24 protein-coding genes are annotated in these 23,909 nt (G+C 37.3%); 15 read left to right on the forward strand and 9 right to left on the reverse strand.

Annotated features, from left to right (window positions below):
- The first annotated feature begins 281 nt into the window (after window positions 1–281).
- The 6 genes from R2S57_RS13035 (at window position 282) to R2S57_RS13060 (ending at window position 5,167) form a co-directional block, all read left to right on the forward strand.
- Complete coding sequence (locus R2S57_RS13035) at window positions 282–1,271, forward strand: aspartate-semialdehyde dehydrogenase (protein WP_187591457.1); 990 nt, start codon at window positions 282–284, stop codon at window positions 1,269–1,271.
- Between the two features lie 66 nt (window positions 1,272–1,337).
- Window positions 1,338–1,940 carry a CDP-alcohol phosphatidyltransferase family protein gene (locus R2S57_RS13040; RefSeq protein WP_316845389.1) on the forward strand — a complete coding sequence of 201 codons (603 nt, stop codon included), beginning with the start codon at window positions 1,338–1,340 and terminating at the stop codon, window positions 1,938–1,940.
- 146 nt (window positions 1,941–2,086) lie between these two features.
- Window positions 2,087–3,211, forward strand: coding sequence for an ATP-binding protein (locus R2S57_RS13045; protein ID WP_316845390.1), 1,125 nt, complete (start codon window positions 2,087–2,089; stop codon window positions 3,209–3,211).
- A 21-nt stretch (window positions 3,212–3,232) separates the two neighbouring features.
- The gene (gene dacB / locus R2S57_RS13050; protein WP_316845391.1) at window positions 3,233–4,639 is read left to right on the forward strand and encodes a D-alanyl-D-alanine carboxypeptidase/D-alanyl-D-alanine-endopeptidase; all 1,407 of its coding nucleotides are present in this window, start codon (window positions 3,233–3,235) and stop codon (window positions 4,637–4,639) included.
- A gap of 49 nt (window positions 4,640–4,688) precedes the next feature.
- Window positions 4,689–4,886 (forward strand): hypothetical protein, encoded by a 198-nt coding sequence (locus R2S57_RS13055; protein WP_316845392.1) that lies wholly within the window; start codon window positions 4,689–4,691, stop codon window positions 4,884–4,886.
- Between the two features lie 110 nt (window positions 4,887–4,996).
- Window positions 4,997–5,167, forward strand: coding sequence for a hypothetical protein (locus R2S57_RS13060; protein WP_316845393.1), 171 nt, complete (start codon window positions 4,997–4,999; stop codon window positions 5,165–5,167).
- Window positions 5,168–5,361: 194 nt separating this feature from the next.
- Here the strand turns inward: R2S57_RS13060 and R2S57_RS13065 are convergent, their stop codons facing one another.
- Entirely contained in the window at window positions 5,362–6,489 is a 1,128-nt protein-coding gene (locus tag R2S57_RS13065; protein ID WP_316845394.1) for a hypothetical protein, read from the reverse strand.
- On the reverse strand, window positions 6,489–7,121 hold the full coding sequence (locus R2S57_RS13070; protein ID WP_316845395.1) for an ATP-binding cassette domain-containing protein: 633 nt from the start codon (window positions 7,119–7,121) through the stop codon (window positions 6,489–6,491). Before R2S57_RS13070 ends, R2S57_RS13065 begins: the two co-directional genes overlap by 1 nt.
- A 74-nt stretch (window positions 7,122–7,195) precedes the next feature.
- Between R2S57_RS13070 and R2S57_RS13075 the strand changes: the two genes are divergently transcribed.
- From R2S57_RS13075 to R2S57_RS13095, 5 genes are all read left to right on the forward strand, one after another.
- A complete protein-coding gene (locus tag R2S57_RS13075; protein WP_316845396.1) occupies window positions 7,196–7,705 on the forward strand; it encodes a GNAT family N-acetyltransferase in 510 nt (169 codons plus the stop codon).
- 71 nt (window positions 7,706–7,776) lie between these two features.
- A complete protein-coding gene (locus R2S57_RS13080) occupies window positions 7,777–8,625 on the forward strand; it encodes a DUF2911 domain-containing protein (RefSeq protein ID WP_316845397.1) in 849 nt (282 codons plus the stop codon).
- A gap of 509 nt (window positions 8,626–9,134) precedes the next feature.
- Entirely contained in the window at window positions 9,135–10,430 is a 1,296-nt protein-coding gene (gene eno, locus R2S57_RS13085; protein ID WP_316845398.1) for a phosphopyruvate hydratase, read from the forward strand.
- 196 nt (window positions 10,431–10,626) lie between these two features.
- Complete coding sequence (locus tag R2S57_RS13090; RefSeq protein WP_025145767.1) at window positions 10,627–10,926, forward strand: FtsB family cell division protein; 300 nt, start codon at window positions 10,627–10,629, stop codon at window positions 10,924–10,926.
- Window positions 10,927–11,068: 142 nt separating this feature from the next.
- Window positions 11,069–11,683 (forward strand): trimeric intracellular cation channel family protein, encoded by a 615-nt coding sequence (locus R2S57_RS13095; RefSeq protein WP_316845399.1) that lies wholly within the window; start codon window positions 11,069–11,071, stop codon window positions 11,681–11,683.
- 140 nt (window positions 11,684–11,823) lie between these two features.
- Here R2S57_RS13095 and R2S57_RS13100 read toward each other — a convergent pair whose 3' ends face one another.
- On the reverse strand, window positions 11,824–13,908 hold the full coding sequence (locus R2S57_RS13100; RefSeq protein ID WP_316845400.1) for a hypothetical protein: 2,085 nt from the start codon (window positions 13,906–13,908) through the stop codon (window positions 11,824–11,826).
- Between the two features lie 202 nt (window positions 13,909–14,110).
- Between R2S57_RS13100 and R2S57_RS13105 the strand changes: the two genes are divergently transcribed.
- Window positions 14,111–14,845, forward strand: a complete 735-nt coding sequence (locus R2S57_RS13105; protein ID WP_316845401.1) for a murein L,D-transpeptidase family protein — start codon at window positions 14,111–14,113, stop codon at window positions 14,843–14,845.
- A gap of 96 nt (window positions 14,846–14,941) precedes the next feature.
- On the opposite strand, the gene fabG is transcribed toward R2S57_RS13105, so the two are convergent.
- From fabG to R2S57_RS13125, 4 genes are all read right to left on the reverse strand, one after another.
- Complete coding sequence (gene fabG / locus R2S57_RS13110; RefSeq protein WP_057933957.1) at window positions 14,942–15,685, reverse strand: 3-oxoacyl-[acyl-carrier-protein] reductase; 744 nt, start codon at window positions 15,683–15,685, stop codon at window positions 14,942–14,944.
- Between the two features lie 114 nt (window positions 15,686–15,799).
- Window positions 15,800–16,876, reverse strand: coding sequence for an agmatine deiminase family protein (locus tag R2S57_RS13115; protein ID WP_316845402.1), 1,077 nt, complete (start codon window positions 16,874–16,876; stop codon window positions 15,800–15,802).
- A 148-nt stretch (window positions 16,877–17,024) separates the two neighbouring features.
- Window positions 17,025–17,378 (reverse strand): four helix bundle protein, encoded by a 354-nt coding sequence (locus R2S57_RS13120; protein WP_316845403.1) that lies wholly within the window; start codon window positions 17,376–17,378, stop codon window positions 17,025–17,027.
- A gap of 186 nt (window positions 17,379–17,564) precedes the next feature.
- Window positions 17,565–18,440 carry a carbon-nitrogen hydrolase gene (locus tag R2S57_RS13125; RefSeq protein ID WP_025145775.1) on the reverse strand — a complete coding sequence of 292 codons (876 nt, stop codon included), beginning with the start codon at window positions 18,438–18,440 and terminating at the stop codon, window positions 17,565–17,567.
- A gap of 215 nt (window positions 18,441–18,655) precedes the next feature.
- Here R2S57_RS13125 and R2S57_RS13130 point away from each other — a divergent pair, with 215 nt between their 5' ends.
- A complete protein-coding gene (locus R2S57_RS13130; protein WP_316845404.1) occupies window positions 18,656–19,357 on the forward strand; it encodes a DUF4328 domain-containing protein in 702 nt (233 codons plus the stop codon).
- 49 nt (window positions 19,358–19,406) lie between these two features.
- Here R2S57_RS13130 and R2S57_RS13135 read toward each other — a convergent pair whose 3' ends face one another.
- The gene (locus R2S57_RS13135; protein ID WP_316845405.1) at window positions 19,407–21,374 is read right to left on the reverse strand and encodes an SPFH domain-containing protein; all 1,968 of its coding nucleotides are present in this window, start codon (window positions 21,372–21,374) and stop codon (window positions 19,407–19,409) included.
- Between the two features lie 465 nt (window positions 21,375–21,839).
- Here R2S57_RS13135 and R2S57_RS13140 point away from each other — a divergent pair, with 465 nt between their 5' ends.
- Together R2S57_RS13140 and R2S57_RS13145 are read left to right on the forward strand one after the other, a co-directional pair.
- The gene (locus R2S57_RS13140; RefSeq protein WP_316845406.1) at window positions 21,840–22,736 is read left to right on the forward strand and encodes a hypothetical protein; all 897 of its coding nucleotides are present in this window, start codon (window positions 21,840–21,842) and stop codon (window positions 22,734–22,736) included.
- 200 nt (window positions 22,737–22,936) lie between these two features.
- On the forward strand, window positions 22,937–23,461 hold the full coding sequence (locus R2S57_RS13145) for a hypothetical protein (protein ID WP_316845407.1): 525 nt from the start codon (window positions 22,937–22,939) through the stop codon (window positions 23,459–23,461).
- 68 nt (window positions 23,462–23,529) lie between these two features.
- On the opposite strand, the gene R2S57_RS13150 is transcribed toward R2S57_RS13145, so the two are convergent.
- Entirely contained in the window at window positions 23,530–23,751 is a 222-nt protein-coding gene (locus R2S57_RS13150) for a cysteine-rich CWC family protein (RefSeq protein WP_316845408.1), read from the reverse strand.
- Window positions 23,752–23,909: the final 158 nt, after the last annotated feature.

Consider the following 23,909-nt stretch of genomic DNA (forward strand, 5'->3'; position numbering starts at 1 on the left):
GCGGACATCCCGATTTTTCCATCGGGATAAAGCGGATGGCAGGACTTTCGTAACCGATATGCACAGGAACCTGCTTTCAAAAAAACAATCAACTAATTTCTCACGAGTGTATATCTGGTCGACTAAATCGAATTAACGGTTAATTTTTAAATTTTATTTTCTATCGAAAAACTAAGATTTAAAATATTAAAAGCAAATTTAATCGGTGATAATGGGGATATAAGCTTAATTTTTAGCATATTTGGGCTTATCAAATGTTTAATATTTAATTAAAATTTAAAATGAAAGTAGCAGTAGTAGGTGCCACCGGATTGGTAGGCACTGTCATGTTAAAAGTATTGGAGGAAAGAAATTTCCCTTTAACAGAGTTGATTCCCGTAGCATCAGAAAAGAGTGTTGGTAAGGAAATTACTTTTAAGGGTAAGAAGTTCCCAATTGTTAGCATGGATACTGCAATTAGCATGAAACCAGATATTGCTTTGTTTTCTGCTGGTGGAAATACTTCATTGGAACACGCACCACGTTTTAAAGAAGCTGGAACAACCGTTATCGATAACTCTTCTGCATGGAGAATGGACCCTGCAATTAAATTAATTGTACCAGAAGTGAATGCACACGAGCTTTCCATCGATAACAAAATCATTGCCAACCCAAACTGTTCTACAATTCAGATGGTGGTGGTATTAAAACCGTTGCACGATAAATACAAAATCAAACGTGTTGTGGTTTCTACTTATCAATCGGTTACCGGTACAGGTGTTAAAGCGGTTGAACAGTTAATGAATGAGCGCAAGGGCATTGATGGTCCGAAAGCTTATCCATACGAAATAGATTTAAACGTACTTCCTCATATTGATGTTTTCTTAGAAAACGGATACACAAAAGAAGAAATGAAAATGGTTAAGGAAACGAACAAAATCATGAGCGATGATAGCATTAAAGTTACCGCTACAACAGTTCGTATTCCGGTAATGGGCGGTCATTCAGAATCGGTAAACATCGAATTTGAAAATGATTTCGATTTAGCTGAGGTACGCAGTATTTTAGAAAAATCGCCAGGTATAATCGTTGTTGATGATGTTGCAAATTTAAAATACCCAATGCCGAAAGATGCGCATGAAAAAGATGAAGTTTTTGTAGGCCGTATCCGTAGGGACGAATCGGCTCCTAAAGCGCTAAACCTTTGGATTGTTGCCGATAATTTACGCAAAGGCGCTGCAACCAATGCCGTACAAATTGCCGAATACCTGATTCAAAAAGAATTGGTTTAATCATAAACTCAAGAAGAGTCCCCCGGTGTAAAAATCGGGGGACTTTTTTTATGCCCGCTCTCCACCATGAAACATATTCCAATTGCCTTGATATACTCCAGACTGCTTATCGGTTTTGGAATCATCCTGTTAAGTGTTTTCCATGCCAATCATTATTCTTTTATAGCCATCACATTATTATCGATCGGTTTATTAACTGATGTTTTTGATGGGATAATCGCCCGTAAACTCAACATATCTTCTGAAAAGTTAAGGCGTTTAGATTCCGGTATTGACCAGGTGTTTTTCATTTCAGTAGCTATTGCTACCTATATCCAGTGTCCTGATTTTTTCAAAGCCAATCTCATAAAATTAATTGTCCTTGGTATTTTTGAGGCTTCCACATACGTATTCAGTTATCTAAAATTTAAAAAGGAAATTGCCACGCATTCTATCGGGGCTAAAATCTGGACATTAAGCATATTTGCCACATTGGTCGAAATCATGGTGCACTGCGAATCGGTAGTCCTGTTTGAAATTTGCTTTTGGCTGGGTCTGTTAACCCGGCTGGAGATACTCGCCATTGTTTTTACGCTAAAAAAATGGACGAATGATGTTCCCACCATCTATCATGCTGTAAAACTGAGACAAGGGAAAGAAATCAAACGCAATAAACTATTTAACGGATAAGCTCAATTTAAACCAAATCATATAAAACGGAGATTGTAATCACTAAATTACATATAAAAAAGAGATTGTAATCACTAAATTATATATAAAAAAGAGATTACACATTAAATTTCATTATATTTGTTATCGGACAACGATATCATGAAATGATCATTAGAAGTTTGCAAACGCATATCGAATCGAAGTTTTTTAAGCAAAAAGCGATTATTGTTACCGGTGCAAGGCAGGTAGGTAAAACCACTATGCTAAAGCAATTGGTAAATAAAACAGGGCTACCTTTTGTTTTTCTGAACTGTGATGAAGCCAATGTTCGAACTACATTAACAGACATCAGCATTGAACGGTTAAAATCAATTGTCGGCTCAAATAAATTTATTTTTATCGACGAAGCGCAACGCGTTACAAATATCGGTTTGACATTAAAGTTGATAGTAGATAATTTTACCGACGTACAGCTTTTAGTTACAGGTTCTTCATCACTGGATCTGGCTGCTGGTATAAAAGAATCGTTAACCGGAAGAAAATTCGAATATCACCTCTTTCCCTTTTCAGTTGCAGAACTTGTTGATGACACGAATCTGCTTATTGAGGAACAAGCATTAGAAAAAAGATTGATTTATGGCACCTACCCTGATGCAATCAACTATCCTGGAGAAGAAAAAGAACTATTATTAAACTTAACCAACAGTTATCTTTTTAAAGACATTTTATCGCTTACCGGTATCCGGAAACCGTTACAACTCGAAAAATTAGTACAGGCATTAGCTCTACAGATTGGCAATGAAGTATCATATACCGAGCTTGGACAAATGATTGAAGCAGATAAACTAACCGTTGAGCGTTATATCGACCTATTAGAGCAATGTTTTGTCGTATTTAGGTTAGGCGCTTATAGTAGCAATCTCCGGAACGAAATAAAGAAGAGCAAAAAAATATACTTTTACGATACCGGAATCCGCAATGCGGTAATCGAAAATTTTAGTATGCTTGGGTTAAGACAGGATGCTGGTCAGCTTTTCGAAAACTATATCGTTTCAGAATATATAAAGGCCAGTAATAACAAAAGAAAACATGCGAAATATTATTTTTGGCGTAGCTTTCAACAACAGGAAATTGATTTAATAGAAGAAATTGATGGAAAAATAAATGCGATAGAAATTAAATGGAATGAAAACAAAAAAGTAAGATTTCCATCAACTTTTTTAGATGCATACAGCACCAATGAAACATACGTGATAAACAAATCAAATTATACCAGCTTTCTGATCTAACACATCTTTGCCAATAAAAAAATGAAATTTTTCAAATTACTATTTCTATTCTTTTGCTTAGCAACCTCTGCAATTGCCCAAAACAGAATCCAAAATCTGAAAAAAGCGTTCAACAGTTTATTAAATGATGAACAGGCTAAACATGCCATTGCCTCACTTTGTGTTTTGGATGCCAATACGGGTAAAACATTGTTCGCCAAAAACGAACAGATCGGTTTAGCTACCGCTTCAACATTAAAAACCATTACGGCAGCTACGGCTTTCAGTATTTTAGGGAAGGATTTTCAGTTCCAGACCACATTGGCCTATACCGGAACGATTACAGCAGATGGTACATTAAAAGGTAATCTGATCATTATTGGCAGTGGTGACCCGACCCTGGGCTCCTGGCGTTATCAAAACAAAGAAAATACTGTTTTAACACAATGGGTTACTGCTATAAAATCGGCAGGGATAAAAAAAATAGAAGGCACAGTGATTGGCGACGACCGTATTTTCGGTACGCAAACCACACCAGAAGGCTGGGTTTGGCAAGATATCGGCAATTATTACGGTGCCGGGACTTCCGGATTAGCCTGGAGAGAAAACCAATTCGATATCCATTTAAGGCCTGGAAGTAGTACTGCCGATGACGTGAAAATTGTAAAAACAGTACCTGCGACCCCTTATGTCCAAATTGTGAATGAATTAAAAACGGGCAGCGCTGGATCCGGAGATCGTGCCTATGCTTTCTTGCCGCCATACAGCAATACTGCATATATCCGCGGAAGCTGGGGCATGGGTATTAGTAAATCAGGCATTTCAGTCGCCCTCCCCGACCCCGCTTTCGATTGTGCCTATCGCTTGCAAGACACCTTGAAAAGATTAGGCATTACTACTTCACAACAAGCAACTACTGCCCGGTTAATGACTTTAAACAACCAGGTGATCCCATCGGTTACACAAAAAATAAGCACAATTAGTTCACCTAATTTAAGTGAAATCACCTACTGGTTTTTAAAGAAAAGCATTAATCTCTATGGCGAATCACTTCTAAAAACAATCGCTGTAAAATCAGGTAAAGCAGGTACAACGGGCAAAGGTGCCGAAACCGAAATCAATTTCTGGGCCGATAAAGGCATAGATAGAACAGCACTGAATATTATCGATGGTAGCGGACTTTCTCCAGGCGATAGAATAACCACATCAGCAATGGCGAATGTGCTTTTCCAAATCCAGAAAGAGAATTGGTTTCCTGATTATTATAAAGCCCTGCCTGAATACAATGGTATGAAAATTAAAAGCGGTACGATAAATGATGTTTCGGCATTTGCCGGTTACCATACCAATGCTGCAGGAAATAAATATGTGGTGGTAATCAATATCAATAATTATAGCGGAAGTGGAATTAACAAGAAGTTGTTTAGCGTTTTAGATGAACTGAAGTAGAGCAACATATAGATTTGCTTTGATTTTTTAAATTTTGTATTTTTGATATATGGAAATAACAATCGACATAGGCTATGAGCAATTGTTAGCAGCAATAAAAAAACTTCCGGCTGCAAAAATCAAACAATTAAAATCAGTTTTAAATGATGAATTTATTGAGCATAAAGCATCAAATGATTTATCAGATTTTCAAAGTTTCTTACTTATTGCTCCAACTATGAGTGAAGAACAATATAAGCAGCATTAAAAGGATAGAAAAAATTTCAATTCATGGAGAGTGAAATAATCTGCTTGGATTCTTCTATTTTAATTGATTTTTATCGAAAAAAGTTTAAGTAAAAAAGCGCCTTTTATAAATTGACCAAAATTTACAACCTGTTTGCTGTGTCAATTATTACTGAATATGAAATCATGATTGGTGCAAAAGCTGAAGAAATTGATTTTTGGAAAGATTTCTTTGGACGTGTAACAATTCTTCCTTTTGATAAACCAGCAAATGACATTGCAATCGAATCACAAAACAACTGAAGAGAAAAAACAGTTTGATTGAAATTCCAGATATTTTTATAGGAGCTACTGCACTATCTAGAAAAATAAAAATTGCTACAATTAACAAAAAGCATTTCGAAAGAATTAGTGACTTGGCATTAATTGATATATAATCTAGACTTTTTTTTTTGCACAAAAATTCACATTTCAGACTTACATAATCTGAAAAAACATCAACACAAAATATTGTTATTTAAATAATTGCGTCTGAACAAAATCCACGCTGCAACAATATTTAACGGAATAAGCATTAAACCTAATCCGAACATAATCAATACATAAAAAAGGAAAAACAAACAAAAAACCCTGATCAAAAAACCTTTAATCTGTATTGCATTCAACAGGAGCAGGCTTCTAAATAACAAAATTGCCGAAAAAGCAAATGCAATTAATCCAATTGCTGGTAAAACACCAAAACGACTCAACATCCAACAAACTTCAGGCAGCAGTAAAACGACATAGTTTAAACAAAAGCTAAAAAAGACCCTGCCTTTGGTAAATGGAAAATTCGGAAGAAAAGATAAATACCGATCGTTAAAAATCTTTTCCTGATACATGAGCACTACGTGTGCAACAACGATACAGGAAGTAATCAGCATCAGCAGTCTCGAATTATCTTCAAGATCAGCAAAATCCAAAAATACACTCGACATCAATACCCACGACAGTAATTTAGTGAGCAGATAAGCCAATTTCGAATGATTGAAAACCTGAAAGCTAAACAATAAAAAAACAGGTTTACTCCATTTTTTGCTGATCCTGATCAACCAACCCGGTTGATTAGCTTGCATTAAACGATTATTTTCTCTTAGGCAGATATAGGCACTGGCCACAATCAGCAGAACCTGAAAAAGCAAAATCCCGATCGAAATCACATAGAAACCGAATACCAGGCCTATGGCCGTGGCATACAACGTATAGCATAAAACAGGAATAAATATATAAGTCTGCACTGCGCACCAGGCTAAAAACTGTTGCTTTTTGGCTGAAGAGCTGAAACTATAATACAGAAATTGCTGCTGGGGCAAAGCGAGCTGATTTAAAACATATTTTAAACTTTTATAGGCATATAACGAACTGCCTAGAAGATAAAATGTCAAGATAAGTGGATTACTCACTAAACTAACGGTAAAGAAAAACTGCCAGAAATCAATTTGATCTGGCCGCACTGTACCTAAAGTATTGATAAATAAACAGTAACTAATCAATATCACGAAGAGAAACACCAGCATACCCGCATGGATCCGGTAAAATCCATCTACAAATATTTTCTTTAAAGCCGTGTTTGAAGTAGTAAACATTAAAAATTTATCATGATCTGTTTATCCCCGATATTGATCTGTTTTAGTCCAGGTAATTTTACTTCATCCAGTGGCTGATGTGAGGACAGTAGAAAACTAACTTTTTCATTTTGGTATTTGGCATTGATCCAACGGTACAACACTTCTAAAGATTCTACATCAATCGTATTTAATGGTTCATCCAATAGGATCAGCTTAGGTTGCCCTAAAAAAGCCAGTACCAACGACAATTTTTTGAGCATACCGCTGGAATACGAACCCAATGGATTATGAATGTAAGGTTTCATCCCCATTCCGGTAATCAAATCTTCTTCCTGACCCCGAACTGCTCCCTTTGCTTTGGCAAAAAGATCGATCATCTCTGATCCGGTTAAAAATTCAGGGAATAGTGGCTCTGCCTCCGCAAAATTGACCAGCTTTCGGTACGCAACACCATGGCTTTTTAGATAAACTTTGCCTATTGCAATATCCCCCTGAAAAGATAATATCCCTGCGATTGATTTTAACAGCGTACTCTTTCCGATACCATTACTTCCTTTTATCCAGAAAATACCTTCGGGAATTTTAATATTATCTATCTTTAAAACAAGATAACCGAAATAAGATTTTTCAAATTGACTGAAGTGCAACATAAAAGCATTTTAATTCTGACTTTGGTTTTAATGAAAAGTTACAGATCTAGTTCATCTTGATAAAATCGTACACCATGCAGTTAATTTTACGCCCTTATCAACCCAGCGATATAGATAATTTGGTAAAAAATGCCAACAATTTCAACATTTCGAAATACTTAACCAATAAGTTCCCATTCCCATATGAGAAAAAAGATGGCGAGGCATTTATTCAATTGGCTTTAAGTCATGATCCACTACAAATTAAGGCCATTGTACTAAACGATGAAGTAATCGGATCAATAGGCGTACACCAATTGGCTGATATTTATAGCAAAAGTGCAGAAATAGGCTATTGGATTGCTGAGGATTTTTGGGGTAAGGGTATTGTTCCTCTCGCCGTAAAAGAGATGTTGAAATATGGTTTCGAAACTTTTGATATCGAGCGGATTTTTGCCCGTACTGCTCATACCAACCTGGCCTCGCAACAGGTTTTAAAAAAAGCAGGTTTTGTTTTCGAAGCGGAATTAAAAGACACGATTTTTAAAAATGGTGAATACTTTAATGAACTGATTTTTGGCTTCAGGAAACATCAGCTAGGCTAAGAGCTGAATTAAAACATTTTCTTAAACTCAAAGCTTATTGTAAATTCGTATAAACCAAAAACAACAAAATAATGAAATTATTGATCAAATCTGTGGTGCTGTTTATCGCACTTTTAGGCGCGGCAAGTTTCGCAAATGCCCAGGGAGCTAAATTCCCGCAACCCAGTAGTGGACAAACCATTATCCAGGATTTTGGATTGGGTAAAATAACTTTAACCTATTCCCGTCCGAATGTAAAGGGCCGTAAAATTTTTGGTGGCATGGAGCCACTAGGCACAGTTTGGCGCAATGGAGCAAATGCAGCTACCCGCATTAAATTTACCGATGCAGTTAAAATTGAAGGTAAAGATTTACCTGCAGGCGAATATGGCCTCTTTAGTATCCCGGGCAAAAATGAATGGACGGTTATTTTTAACAAAATTGCCGATCAATGGGGAGCTTACGAATATAAAGAAAGTGACGATGTACTTCGCGTAAAAGTAAAAACGACAGCTTTAAAGGAAAAGGTAGAAACCTTAACCATGCAATTTTCTGCTGTTAGCGAAACTTCTGCACAGTTAAATATGATGTGGGAAAATAGCACCTATACGATCAATATCACCACCTCTATCGACGAAAAGGTAATGGCCAATATTGCAGAGGCGATGAAAGGCGAAAAGAAACCTTATTTTAATGCTGCATTGTATTATTATCAAAATGGGAAAGATTTAAAAACAGCTTTAGAATGGATGACGGAAGCAGAAAAATCAGACCCAAAAGCACCCTGGTTTAAATTATGGAAAGGGCGCATCCAGTTAAAAATGGGCGATAAGGCTGGTGCAGCAGTTACAGCACAACAAGGTATTGATGCTGCTAAAGCACAAAAAGTTGATGAATATGTACGCTTAAATTCTGAACTTTTGGCTGAAGCTAAAAAATAATAAATCGTCATTTAGACCGTAGTGGAGAAATCTATGGGTAGAATATTTATTCATAGATCTCTCCCCGCCTGTATGGGCCGTCCGATTCGATAGCTATCGGATCGAGAGGACGGCCTCTTTTCTACTATTTTAGGCAACATGTATGACAGTACTTGCCTAAGCACTACAAACCTTGCAATTTAAACCCGATCCGATAGTTATCGGATGGAATGGATCCCGACGTATAGTCGGAAGGAATAAAAAGCGGGACCAGCCTAAACCGATTTATGACTGAAATTGCTTTTCAAAAGATTAATAATGTAACTAAGCTTCTGAAGATCTCATACAACACACAGGTTTACCAATCAATATTAAGTTAAAATTAACGATCCGTTAACTCAAACAACTATCGTAACATTAAGCCTTAAAAGGCTTTATTTATTTAAAAAATATATTAACTTTGGTGTTGCGCTTAGTAATTGTACTTTATACACTAAGCAGGTTAAAAAATCAATAAAAATCAAATAAAAATGAGCATAATCGTTAATGTCCATGCCAGACAAATTCTCGATTCGAGAGGCAATCCAACAGTAGAAGTAGAAGTAGTAACAGAGGCAGGCGCTTTTGGCCGTGCAGCTGTACCAAGCGGTGCATCTACTGGACAATATGAGGCTGTTGAATTACGTGATGGTGATAAATCTACATATTTAGGCAAAGGTGTTTTAAAAGCTGTAGAAAATGTAAATACTAAAATTGCTGATGCATTAAGAGGTGTTGATGTTTTTGAACAAAATGCAATCGATAAATTAATGATCGACCTGGATGGTACCGAAAACAAAGGTAACCTAGGTGCTAACGCCATTTTAGGTGTTTCTTTGGCTGTTGCTAAAGCTGCTGCTGACGAAATTGGTCAACCATTATACCGCTACATTGGTGGTGTTAATGCAAATACTTTACCTATTCCGATGATGAACATCATTAATGGTGGTTCTCACTCTGATGCGCCGATCGCTTTTCAGGAATTTATGATTATGCCAGTTGGCGCACCTTCATTCTCTGAAGCTTTACGTTGGGGAACTGAAGTTTTCCATAGCTTGAAAAAAATTCTTCACGACAGAGGTTTATCTACTGCAGTAGGTGATGAAGGTGGTTTTGCACCAACTTTTGATGGTACCGAAGATGCTATTGAAACGGTATTAAAGGCAATTGAAACCGCTGGTTACAAACCAGGTTCTCAAATCTGTTTAGCTTTAGACTGTGCTTCATCTGAGTTTTACAAAGATGGTAAATACGACTATACTAAATTTGAAGGTGCTACTGGTGTAATTCGTTCTAGCGAAGAGCAGGCACAATATTTAGCCGATCTTTCTGCAAAATATCCAATTATCTCTATTGAAGATGGTATGGATGAAAACGACTGGACAGGCTGGAAAAGTTTAACTGATAAAATCGGTGACCATGTTCAATTGGTTGGTGATGATTTATTTGTAACCAACGTTACGCGTTTACAACGTGGTATCGACGAAGATACAGCTAACTCTATCCTGGTAAAAGTGAACCAGATCGGTTCTTTAACTGAAACCATCAATGCAGTAACTTTAGCACAAAACAGTGGTTATACTTCGGTAATGAGTCACCGTTCTGGCGAAACTGAAGATGTTACCATTGCTGATTTAGCTGTTGCATTAAACTGTGGACAGATTAAAACGGGTTCTGCATCACGTTCAGACAGAATTGCAAAATACAATCAATTATTACGTATTGAAGAAGAATTAGGTGAAAACGCACGTTTCATCGGTTCGAAATTCAAATACGCTAAAAAATAAGCTCCTAAATCCCCTAAAGGGGAATAAGGATAATGCCGAAAAGCCCCTTTAGGGGTTTGGGGTGTTAACAAGTTGAAAAACTTATTTGCAAAACATCCGGAGATTTTAAATCTTCGGATGTTTTTATTTTAATCCTATATTTGTTTGTTGGATTTGGGTTTTCTCAAATCTCACATCTAAAATCTCATATCAATATATGAAACGTTTAATAGATCTTTTCCGCAACAAATATTTCCTTGCTACTGTCGCTTTTGCGATGTGGATGCTATTTTTCGACAAAAACGATATGATGTCGCAATACGAATACCGCAGTCAGGCGAATAAATTGCAGGAGGAAAAGGAATATTTCGAGAAGGAAACCGCGCAGGTTAAAAAAGATTTAAACGAACTGAATACCAATCTAAATACGGCTGAAAAATTCGCCCGCGAAAAATACTTCATGAAAAAAGACAATGAAGATGTTTTTGTAATTATTCAGGAAGAGAAGAAAGATTAGTTGGGAGTTTTGGGTTAGGAGTTCGGAGTCGTCCTAACAATTTCAACAATAAAAACCATAACACAATTGTTTAATCAGTTAACCGATTATGTAATCGAACTAAGCTTCCCACTTTACAACCTGTAACGTTTCAACTTACGCCATGCTCCACATCCTCTACATTATCGCCATTACCGCTGAAGCCATGACTGCGGCGCTTTCTGCAGGCAGACGTGATATGGATTGGGTTGGTGTTTGCATTATTGCCTGGGTTACAGCCCTGGGTGGTGGCACGGTTAGAAATGTATTATTCGGGCATTACCCGATGAGCTGGGTAGAACACCCTGAATATTTAGTGATTACTGCGGTAGCAGCTTTATTGGCCGCATTTATAGCTTCAGTAATGACTAAACTTAAAAAACTCTTTCTCTACCTCGATGCGCTTGGATTGGTCGTTTTCACCATTATTGGCTGTCAGGTTGCGCAAGAAATCCATTTGCCTTATTTGATTGTATTGTTCAGCGGAATGATTACCGGTTGTGCAGGCGGTGTACTTCGTGATGTGCTCTGTAACGAAGTTCCGTTTCTTTTTAGAAAAGAGATTTATGCCAGTGCAGCGATTGTTACGGGAGCTGTTTATATCGGAATAGAGCATTTTCATGGAAGCGAGATGCTGGCTACTATTACCGCTGCGATAGTTGGATTGGCGCTTAGACTACTTTCTATCCGTTTTGAATGGCATATGCCAAAGTTTGTTTACAGGGATGAATGGCATTAAGTTAGTTTTTTCGTGGTGTCAGATGTTACCATCTGACAATTAAAAAGTTACTTAAATAACGGATCATCATTCTTACAATAAATCTTACATTTTTCTCACAGTCAGATGGTAACATCTGACTACACATCAAACCTAAAAACTTAAAGTTCCCCGTTCCTTTTCCTTAAAAACCACTCTGTACCGAGTAAAATCAAGATTAAACCAAAGAGCCATTTCATACTAATCAGTTCGTCGTACTTGCGGTCTTCATAACTGATCGTTTTAATATTTTCGTTCCTGGCAATCTCATCAGCTATTTTGAGCAGATTTTCAGGCATAAACAATTTACCATTACTTTGTTTAGACATGGTATTTAAAAGTTGATGATTGGCTGTTGTTTGCTGGAATTCTGCAATTAGTGCATTCACATAAAAACTGCCTGAGGCTGTGAATTTCTTCCCGCCCAGTTCGGTGTTGGCGAGATAAGAATAATTCCCTGCAGGCATGGTTCCTGCGTCTAACTGATAAGAATTTTCGGTTTTCGAGAAAATATAGTTGAATACTTTCCCAGCTTCATTTTTAACCTGAAGATTAACTTCAGATTCATTTACGGGCTGATAACTATCGTTATAAAGTGTGCTATTAAACTGGATCGATTCATTTTCGTCGTATGCAGATTTTGATGTAAATACTTTAAACCGGCGCTTATCATCTTTAACAGATAAGTATTGCACGGTTTTAGAAATCAGATCATTTAAAACGGATTGATTGCTTTCATTTTCAGCTTCTGAGAGTTTCCAGCGCCAGAGTCCCTCTCCCATCAAATAACCCGTCTTTAAGCCATTTGTATTGGAAAAGAACAACAATGGCTGTTGTGTACTTATTTTACCTATACGTTGATTAAAAACAGGTGTTGCGCCTGCATTTACGGTTAACCTACCAAATGGACTGAGTAATGGATCGAAAGATGAAAACTGTTTTTTATTTTCTTCACTAAGATTGAAACTGGTAAAACCATTGGCAAAATCGGCATATACTTCTTGAATGGAACCATTTGCAGAACCTAAATTAACCTGACTTTGAATCTGGTTAAAAGCATTTACATTACTCTGAGCGCCTAAAATATACCAGATTGGCTTTTTTAAACCTGTTAACTTCTTTAAAAAGGTAGCCGAGATATTTTGGACATCTGGTAATTGATACAATATGATTAAATCGAATTTAGAGGGGTCTGTTGCATTCAAATCATCTGCAAGAACAAGTTTAGCTTCATAATGTTTATTGAGCGAAATAGCCTCCTTTAACACCCCTAAATCGGGATGTGGTGCCACTGCAGCCAACAATACTTTCTGCCTGCCATCAATCACTTCCACATAAAAAGTCTGTGTGTTATTTCGGGTAGTGATCTCATTTTTTAAAACCCCGAGCTGAACAGTATATTTCTGGACACCGATTTTACCTGCATGAATTTTAACCGGAATAGTTTTAACAAAAGAATTTCCGCTAATGGCTATATTTTGTTGCTCAACCTTTGCACCGTTTTGGCTGACCGTTAAAACAGTATTCTCGCCATCACTTTGAAAAGCCTGAACCTGAACTTCTATAGTAAAATCATCATCCAGATACACAATGTTATTGTAGTTCACATTTGAAATCAATACATCGCGTTTGGGGATACTATCGCCCAAGGCAATGGTGTAAACTGGTGCATTAATCTGATTTACGCTGTATAGCGGATTTCCACCATGATTAAAAATACCATCCGTTGCTAAAATAATGGCACCAACATTTCTATTGGTATATTCATCCTTCACTTTCTGAAAAAAAGCTGAAGCATCTGTTAATTTACCCTGATTTTTAAAGTCAAAACCATCAGCAACCCGATCGCCAAAATGGAGTGTTTTTACCTCATACTTATCTGATAGTTTATCTTGTAAGATTTTAAGATTCTGTTCATATAATTTTTGGTCGAAACCAGTAGCTTTAACCTGACCAACAGACAAAGAATTATCTTGTCCAATAATAATTACAGGTTTATCTAAGGTATAATTTAGTGTTTTAATGAGCGGTGCAAATATTAACCAGGCGATCGTTGTTATTACGATAATCCGTAATGCCGTTAAGCCATACTGAAGTTTTTGATCTAAATTTTTGTTGCCCCGATACAGCAACCAGGCATATAAAACGCCCAAGGCCAAGCAACCCAGAAAAAACAAAATAGAAGTACCCGAAAAAAAACCAGCCATAATTCATAAAGATGGTAATTTTAGGGAAATTTTCAAGATTATTAACCGCAAAGCACACAAAGAATTTACGCAAAGCACCGCAAAGACGTCACCCAGTATCTAAATACTTAGACTCAGCGACCTTAGCGCTTTGATAAAGGAAATCTCAGCGATCTTTGCGGTAAAAACTATAAATTCGTTATTTTTAACCAAATCAATCTTTATGAAATTAATCTGTTTAACGTTTCTACTGTCTTTAAGCCTTATGGTGAATGCCCAAAATAATTTTAAAGCCACGCAAATTAAATTTGAAAGAGTAGAAAAGGCTTATAACGAAAAATGGGAAACATTGAAAAAGTTCGTGCTTGCCGGTGGTTATGGCGATCAGTTTTCGATGGTGATCAATGCTTATAAAACCGAAGGAAAGCTCGAAATCTGGTTAAAGAACAATTCAGCAAAAACCTATTCGTTGTTTAGAACATACGATTTCTGCGCACACTCCGGCACTATTGGCCCTAAAGTATTTGAAGGTGACGGGCAAACGCCCGAGGGCTTTTATTACATAAACGTTTTTAACCCGATGAGCAATTTTCATTTGTCACTTGGCGTAAACTATCCAAATGCAGTAGATTATGCCAGAACGGGAAAGGATAGAAAACCCGGAAGCGACATTTATATCCATGGCAATTGTGTAACCGTAGGTTGCATTCCTCTAACAGATGAAAAAATTAAAGAAGTGTATGTTTTAGGGGTTGAGGCCAGAAATGCGGGTCAGGAAAGGATTCCTGTTAACCTCTATCCTTTCAAAATGACCGATGGAAATATGAAAAAATATAGTACTCAATTCCCAGCGCAGGCAAACTTTTGGAAATCTTTACAAACAGGTTATTTAACTTTTGAGAAGACTAAAATGCCTGCTAATGTTGGTGAGGTAAAAGGAAAATATGTTGTGAAGTAACAAAAGAAGTCAAGTTTTAAAAAACTTGACTTCTTAATATTTCTATGGCTTTAGAAAAGAACCTTCTACCCTAAACCTTTAAACCCTTGATCTTTTTTACAGCATTCCACCGCAAACAGACAAAGTTTGTCCGGTTACGTAAGCACTCATATCTGATGCCAAGAACACGCAAACATTGGCAATATCTTCTGTTTCGCCGGCACGTTTTAATGGAATATCTTTTTCCCAGCCTTCAACAACTTTCGGATCAAGGATATCTGTCATTTCGGTGCGGATAAAACCTGGCGCTACAACGTTGGCACGGATATTTCTCGAACCTAATTCCTTGGCGATTGATTTGGTAAAACCGATGATGCCCGCTTTAGACGCAGCATAATTTGCTTGTCCGGCGTTACCTGTTGTACCAACAATGGAACCCATATTGATAAAAACACCTTTACGGGCTTTCATCATCACTTTAGAAGCCGCTTTGGTTACGTTGAAGATCGATTTTAAATTAATGTTGATTACATCATCCCAGTTTTCTTCGCTCATTCGCATCAACAAACCATCTTTGGTAATACCAGCATTGTTTACCACGATATCAATCGTACCGAACTCGGCAACGATATCGTTGATCAATTGTTCCGCTTCGGCAAACTTAGAAGCATCCGAACGGTAACCTTTAACTTTTGTTCCAAAGCTTTGTAATTCCTGCTCTAAGGCTTCGCCTTTTTCTACTGATGATAAATATGTAAAAGCTACATTAGCGCCTTGCTCAGCAAATTTTTCAGCTATTTTACGGCCGATTCCTTTCGATGCACCTGTAATTAATGCTGTTTTTCCTTCTAATAATTTCATAACCCCTAAATCCCCTAAAGGGGACTTTTATATAATGTATAAAAAATTTAATTGTGGTAAAGTTAATATTAATTGTGAATTGTTTAACACAATAGGTGTTCCCCCTTCAGGGGGCTAGGGGGTGGGTTCCTGCTGGCTCAAACAATGGAAACTTCCCAATCCCCAGATAATATCAACTGAATTGATACCGATCACTTTCCGATCAGGGAAACAGCCTTGAATAATTTCGAGTGCTTTTTCATCGTTTACATCACCAAAAATAGGCACAATTACCGCCGCATTAGCGATATAAAAGTTGGCATAGGATGCCGGTAAACGGGTATCTTCATGAATAACCGGCGAAGGCATAGGCAACTCCACAATATTCAATGGCCTGCCATCTTTCAGTTTCATTGCTTTTAAAGCTTCCAGATTTTCTTGTAACAGTACATAGTTCTCATCCAGAGGATTACTTTCTACAACCGTTAAAACTGTGTCTTCATTTACAAAACGGGTAATATCATCAATATGGCCATCCGTATCATCGCCAACAATACCATCGCCCAACCACAATACCTGCTCCTGACCATAATATTCCAATAAATATTTTTCGATCTGTTCTTTAGTTAAATGTGGGTTACGGTTCTCGTTTAACAAACAAGCAGTGGTGGTTAAAACCGTACCAGCGCCATTAAACTCTACCGAACCACCTTCCATCACAATATCTGGTGTAAATAAAGGGAGATCAAAATGCTTGGCAATTTTTGCCGGAACTACATCGTCCAGGTCAAATGGCGGATATTTACCACCCCATGCATTGTATCCCCAATCTACCACTGCCTTTTCATTGCCTTTCAGCAAAAATGCAGGACCATGGTCGCGGCACCATGCATCATTGGTTTCATTAAAATAAAATTCGATCTGGGTTAAATTAGCATCTACCTTTGTTAATTCAGAAACAGCAAAAGCTTTCATTTCTTCATCTTTAACATTGATGCGTACTTTCTCACCTTCAGCAACAGCTTTGATAAACTGGCAGTATGGTTTGTAAATGGTTTCGATTTTTCCGGGCCAGCTCCCCTCTTTGTGTGGCCAGCTTAACCAGGTTGCCTCATGTTTAGCCCATTCTGCAGGGAAAGCATAACCTTGCTGCTTTGGCGAATAATCGAATTGATTAATATTTAAATCGTTTCTTGGAGGAAAGTTTGACATAATTTTTAAGTCCGGAAGTCGGGTGTCCGAAGTCGGATGATTTAGTGTATTATTTTAAGTCAGAAAGTCAGGCGTCCGAAGTCGGATGATTTAGTGTATTCTTAATAAATCACTCAATATCTTGAACTCTTGTCTCCTGACATCCTATTTAATTTAACGATTTAATTAAAGCCGAAATCATAACTAAAATCTCTTCACAAGATTGATAATGTTTCTGAAATATTTCTTCTGTTATATATCCTCTTCTTACAGCAAGATGCAAACAATTCACCACCTCTATATCTGATCTCAAGGCATATCCCAAAAATTTCTTAAATTCAGGATTACTTTGACCCGTACTTCCTTCAGCAATATTCATTGAAACCGAATCGGCAGCACGTTTCGCTTGAGATGTTAAAACATATACCTCTTCTTTTGGAAAAGTTCTTGTCATTTTATCGATTTCATCAGCTAAGTCTAAAGCTTTTTGCCAAACCTTAAGTTTTTCAAATTTGAATGCCATAATTAAGTTCAAAAGTCAGAGGTCTAAAGTTATAGTTTATTAGAAATATACTAAAAAATTACAATTTATTATAATGCAATCAAACCTATAACCTACGTTTACCGACTTATTCATGAATTTGAGATTGGCCATCTTGCCCGGTATGCTCTTTGGCCTCCGTCTTCGGTCTCCCGACCCCCGACTTTTCTAATCCCCGTCAATATATCTTTTCGTAATCGGCTGGTAAGAATCAATTCTTCTATCTCTCAAAAAAGGCCAGTGTTTACGGAAGAAATCAGATTCTGATAAATCCAGCTCAACCACTTCAGTTTCTTCCTGATCGTGAGAACCCAAATAAAGTATTTTGCCTTGTCCGTTTGTGGCGAAACTTCCACCCCAAAATTTCATGGCGCCATCCTGCTCAAAACCTACACGGTTTACACTCACTACCGGAACACCGTTTGCAACTGCATGCGAACGTTGAATGGTTTGCCAGGCATTGTATTGATCCTGATTGGTTTCTTCATCCTGATCGGTAGCCCAACCAATTGCGGTTGGATAGAACATGATATCGGCACCCATTAATGCGGTAATACGCGAAGCTTCCGGATACCATTGATCCCAACAGATCAGGATACCAATTTTAGCAAACTTGGTTTGGAAAACTTTGTAACCTAAATCACCAGGCGTGAAGTAAAATTTTTCGTAAAAAGCAGGATCATCAGGAATATGCATTTTGCGGTATTTACCTAAATATGAACCATCAGCATCTAAAACAGCAGTAGTATTGTGGTACAAACCTTCCGCACGTTTTTCAAATAAAGAAGCGATGATGACCACACCCAGTTCTTTAGCTACCACTTGCAAAGCATCTGTAGACGGGCCTGGAATAGCTTCTGCTAAGTCGAAATTGTCGTAATCCTCAACATCACAGAAATACAAAGAAGTAAAAAGCTCTTGCAAACACACAATCTGTGCGCCTTTTGCCGCCGCTTCTCTTACTTTTGCAATCGCTTTATCTAAATTTTCCTGTTTATCTTTAGTACAACTCATTTGCACTAAGCCAACTTTTACTTTCTTCATGTTTTTTGAAATGAGAGAATGAGAGAATGATTAACTGAGAGAATGTTATTGTCTATGTAAACGACATTCACTCATTCAAAAATTCATTCATTCAAAATTAGGCTGCAAAGTTACTATTTTGTTTAAAAGTAGAACGGCATAATTATGTAATTGTTTTTTAAGAAAAGCGGAATGTAGATAAGGATTTTGTATTATTATAAAAAATTAACCTCAATATGAATCTCATCAGACCCAACGAAAAAAGGGCTAAAACTGCCATATTAATGATCTGGATAGTTTTAGCATTAGAAATTGTCTCATTTTTCTCAAGTTATCTCCAATATGATCTTTTAAAAAGCTTTTCGTCAGGAAGCGCTGTTTCAAATAGCGAGATTAGCGTCAATGACCTTAGAGAGCGGTTGATTGCGATATTATACTTTGGTGCATATCTAATCTCTTGCATTACCTTTATCAGGTGGTTTAGAAGGGCATACTTTAATCTCCATCTAAAAACCGACTATCTTTCGAGTTCTGACAATTGGGTTGCATTAAGCTGGTTTATACCTTTTATCTGTTTATATAAACCGTATCAGATAATGAAAGAAATGTATACCAAAACCAATGAAATCTTATTTGAAGAAACAAATCAGGCTAATGCGGTTACAACTTCATATTTAGGCTGGTGGTGGGGCCTTTGGATTACCAGTAATATCATTGGTCAAGTCGTTTTCCGTACAACACTGAATAGTGACAGTATCGATTCATTAACAAATGGCACTATTGCCAGCATGATAGGAAATGTTATCGGTTTACCCTTGGCATTAATTACGGTAAAAGTAATTAAAGATTACGCAAATATTGAGCAGCTGTTAACTGAAGTACAGGGAGATGAAATTATCGTATCAACAGAGAATACTGCTATCGATCCGGGATTCTAAAAAAAATGGCTTCCTGAAAAATCAAGAAGCCATTCTGGTTTAAAACCGGTTAAGGATTGATATTATCCTTTTTAGGTTTTGGTTTTGTTTCTACAATTTCGGCAACGGCCACTACTTCTTTACGTGCCTGCGGATCCATCAGTTCCATCAGTTTCAAGCCCAACAGTCCGTCCATGGCCGAACCGCCATGATTGCCGCTACTGCCACCAATCAATACGTCAGGGATCAGTTTCACGTTTCCTTTCGATAACTCTTCGGTAATTTTGTAACGGGTAAAGTTTTCGCCACCCAAAGCCTTAACAGCAAGTTCGTAAGCTTCGGCAGTTGATTTACCTACTGCTAAAATCTTACCTGCTTCAGCCGCACCCGTTAACGAAATCTGCTCAGCTTCTGCCGATGCCCTTAATTTTATGGCTTCCGAATCGGCCTGTGCCCTTGCTTTAGTAGATTCTGCTTCAGCATGTGCCCGCATTTTTGTGGCCTCAGCCTCTGCACCAACTGCTAATTTCACACCAGCTGCATCACCTTCCGATTTTTTTACGGTAGCACTTGCAGTACGTTCGGCAATCTCCACACTCTGTTGTGCTTTCACAATATCTTTCTGCATATCGGCAATTGCGGTTTCTTTCTCCATCCCCTGACGCGTTTCTTGCGCCTGTTTTTGAGTTTCGTAAGTTACCTTTTGTTCTTCCGCTATTTTACGGTCGGTTAAGGTTTTCATTAACGATTCTGGTGGAACAATGTCACCAATCAGCGTATCAACCGCATTAACGTTATATTCATCAAGCACTTTACGGATATGTTCTTTTGCTGATTCCTGACGCTCCTTACGGGTACTCAAGAAAGCAATCACATCGCTACCTTGTGCCGAGTTACGGAAATAGTTACCGATGGTAGGCTCTAAAACCTGCGAAACCAGGTTCACCATGTTCCCGAAACGCGCAATTACTTTCGGTGCCTCGGTTGTGGGTACGTGGATAATCTGCGCCACATCTAAATTAAATGGGAAACCATCTTTAGAACGTACCGTAATCGTAGATAGGTTTTTGTCCAGATTGTGCGCTTCACTCCGTGCCGATGCCCAGTTTAACACGAGGTTGGTGGTTGGCACCAGCTCCACCTTCATGATATACTTGTTGATCGGATATTTACCCGGGCCAAGCGGTTCAAGCCAAACACCTTTCGAACCTTTACCAACAATATTACCGTGTTTAAAGTCGGCACCTGTTAAGTCATTTCCTTCTGTTCCAATAAAGGAGATTACCACGCCTACATAACCGATTGCAATTTCGGTCATTGGGATTTCTTCCAATTGAATGGCCCATGGATTAAGGTTATAAGAACCCGCCAAAATTACCTGCGGCTGCAAACCACGGTTACCGCCTTGTTTGATAAAGGCATCGAAATTCTGGAAATTATTGTGACCTTCTACCAGTTTACCCGCGATCTGGTTGGCTTCAATTGGTAAACCATCCAAGGTGGTCACAATGCCCACCATGCTTTCCTGAATCCGGATCATATCGGTAACCGAAACCTGGAACAACATCGTATTGATACGATAGGAACCTGATGTAATATAAGAGGTTTGCCGTCCCCGCTGACCGCCATTGTCGAGAAACTTCACGGCATCCTGAAAATTATCGGATTCTACCCTTTGTCCGAGGATATTCCCCGTTGGGATTTCCGAACCATCTTTGGCCATAATCAGTCCGATTTTACCCTCCGGAATGATGGTAAACTGTTCCATGGTTACACTGTACTGCCAAAACCACATCCCGAAATACAGTCCCGGCGCCAATGTTTTTCCCTGGAAACCCGCTTCGCCTTTTACAGCAATAATGCGCCCGTCGGGCAACTCTCTGTCTGAACCAAAGAGCACGAATTTTTTGGTAATCAACCCGATTCTATCTTCGGGCACGATCACCATCCCGAATAAGAAACGTAAAATATATTTGTATAAAATGATGCACAACAGTGCCACTAAAACCCACCAGTAATTAGAAATGAGCGCTTCCATAATGTTATATATTTTTCTATTTTTTTAACCTGATAAACCATTTATCAAGCACGATATAGATATCAAATGATGTGCTTTGTTACCACTTTTAACACTTATTTTTAAACTATTTTTTATTGATTTTAAGGCGCTAAAGATGACCTGAGATCGATCAATTGCAGAATACCAACTGCAGATGACATTTTGATGAATAAGCTAACTGAAAGCTTATAAAGCACAAAAACTAACCATTTAGGTTTAAACAGATAACTGCAGAAATTTTAATTGTATAAATTACAATTAATAAGAAAAATGTGTCCTTTTTTAGACCTATACAATTGACCGAATTGGAGTACACCAAATTAATAGGTTTTAATACCAAGGTCTCAAATGGGAGACTGAGGATCGCCTTAAAATATTTTATGCGGATGAAAACAATACAATATATTAGAGATATTATTACATTTATTAAAAGGATTATCAGACATGGGCTTTGTTGAAGATTTTACGTACGACTTTATAAAACCTTTTGGAAAACTGATCATACTGGTTATTTTCTCTATTTATACGCGTATTGCCTTATGTATTTATCTGGCTTTTAGCAACCCGCTTTCAGTCGAATTTAAATACCTGGCTGTTATTATATTCTGTATCCCAATTTTGAGGTATACTTTTCATTCGGTTACCAAAACCGATATGCCAGATGGTTCGAATACGTTTACGCTGTGCATTTTTCCAATATTATATGTTTTCGTGATTTTTCACATATTGCATATTTATGATTTCCCCCTGTTGTTCGGATTATTCATATTATTTTTACCCCTGATGGTTTATTATGTCTTCGTTATTTCGGAGCACCGTTACCCTGATAACCGGATACATTTTTTAACTACCCTTTGTTTCTATCTCCTACCATTTTTGCTTGTTATTAACTACGCATTCGATTTTTCTAAACCGATTGTTGATAGATATTATGTAATTGATAAGTCGGAGATTACAAATGCTACTTATACCACAGAAGAAGGAGGAATAGGAAAAGACATAGATTATTACCTGCATTTAGTAAATGCTGATAAAGATATTTCGCCTGCCAAGTGGATAGATGTTACTCAAGAAGTAGAAGATAATCGCAATTATTTTTACCTCAACAAATTTGTAACCCTGAAAAAGAAAACTTATAAAATATTTGACAAGAAAAAAGTAATTGATACGATAAGAATCGATTCAACACACTTTAGGTATTATTTTCTGTTGCAAGATGAGATTGCATTCAACCGTTATAAGGTACAATCGAAAGTGTATAACAGGTTAAAAACAGGAAATTATGTTTTTAGAGAAATACAGAGCGGCCTTTTAGGTATCAATAGAATTACTTACAAATAATCTTAAAATTATTTATGAATATTAGAGAAGATTATTTAGCGCCCATTACTGATTATTTATTTTCTATATATACCCGTTTGGGTTTATGTTTTTTCCTCTTGTTTATCGGCCCATTTTCGCTAGCATTCAAATGCGCTATCACCATTATTTTCTGCCTACCCATAGCTAGATATTTTTGGTACAGATTAACAAATAAGCTAATGAAAAACAATTTTGGTTTAGCAGTTACAGTTATTACGCCTATATTATACCTGATTTTGTTTACACATATATTAATCATTTATAATTATCCATTTCCGGTTATAGCTATTCTACTTTCAATTCCTTGTGCCATCTTTTTTGCTCTGGTTAAATTTTGGCCAGATGTTTTACACTACAAAAACAGTCTCTTATCTACCATGTGTTTTTATCTTTTGCCCTTTCTCTTTGCAATTAACTATACTTTTGATTTTGCGAAGCCAGCCGTAAAAAAATATTGGATTACAAATGCATATAAACATGATTTTCCTTCTTCAACTAATGAGGAATCCGGAGGTTATGAATATTATTTCTACATCACACCTGCAAACAATATGAACAACGAGGATTTTTTACTGCAGGAAAAATTTAAATCAACAAAACTGACGGTTACAGAGCAGGTATATTATCGCTTTCGAAAAGGCAACTATTTTTATATCGAAAAACATAGGGGTTTGTTGGGTATCGGCTGGACAACTTATCGTTAATAGATTTTGGTTTATCACTATTGATTTCCAAGTAATTTTAACCACAAAGGCACGAAGATCACAAAGTTTTATACGCCAATCTCTTCACGGTATTCCTGCTGTAACTCAAACAGGCATTTGGCGCAAAGGCAGCCATCGTATAGTTCGGAGATGTATTGTACTTCGTTAATGCTGAGTTGCACCACGCTGCATTGGCATTTGGTGTAAGAATTTGCCTTGCATTCAATAGCACCATTACATCGCTCGCAAGGAATGATTTCGTGTTTGGCGCTATGGATTTGTGACGGCATTTTAAAGTTTCATTAGTCATTGGTTCATTAGTCATTAGTGAAATTTCTATGGCATTTGGCAAACCAATGAACCAGTGACTAATGAACTATTGAACTAATACAAAAGTATAAACAAAAAATAAGGTTTTGAGCGTTTGCCCAAAACCTTACGATATGAT

It is taken from the genome of Pedobacter psychrodurus (assembly GCF_032678585.1).
In the GTDB taxonomy this organism is placed as follows: Bacteria; Bacteroidota; Bacteroidia; order Sphingobacteriales; family Sphingobacteriaceae; genus Pedobacter; species Pedobacter psychrodurus_A.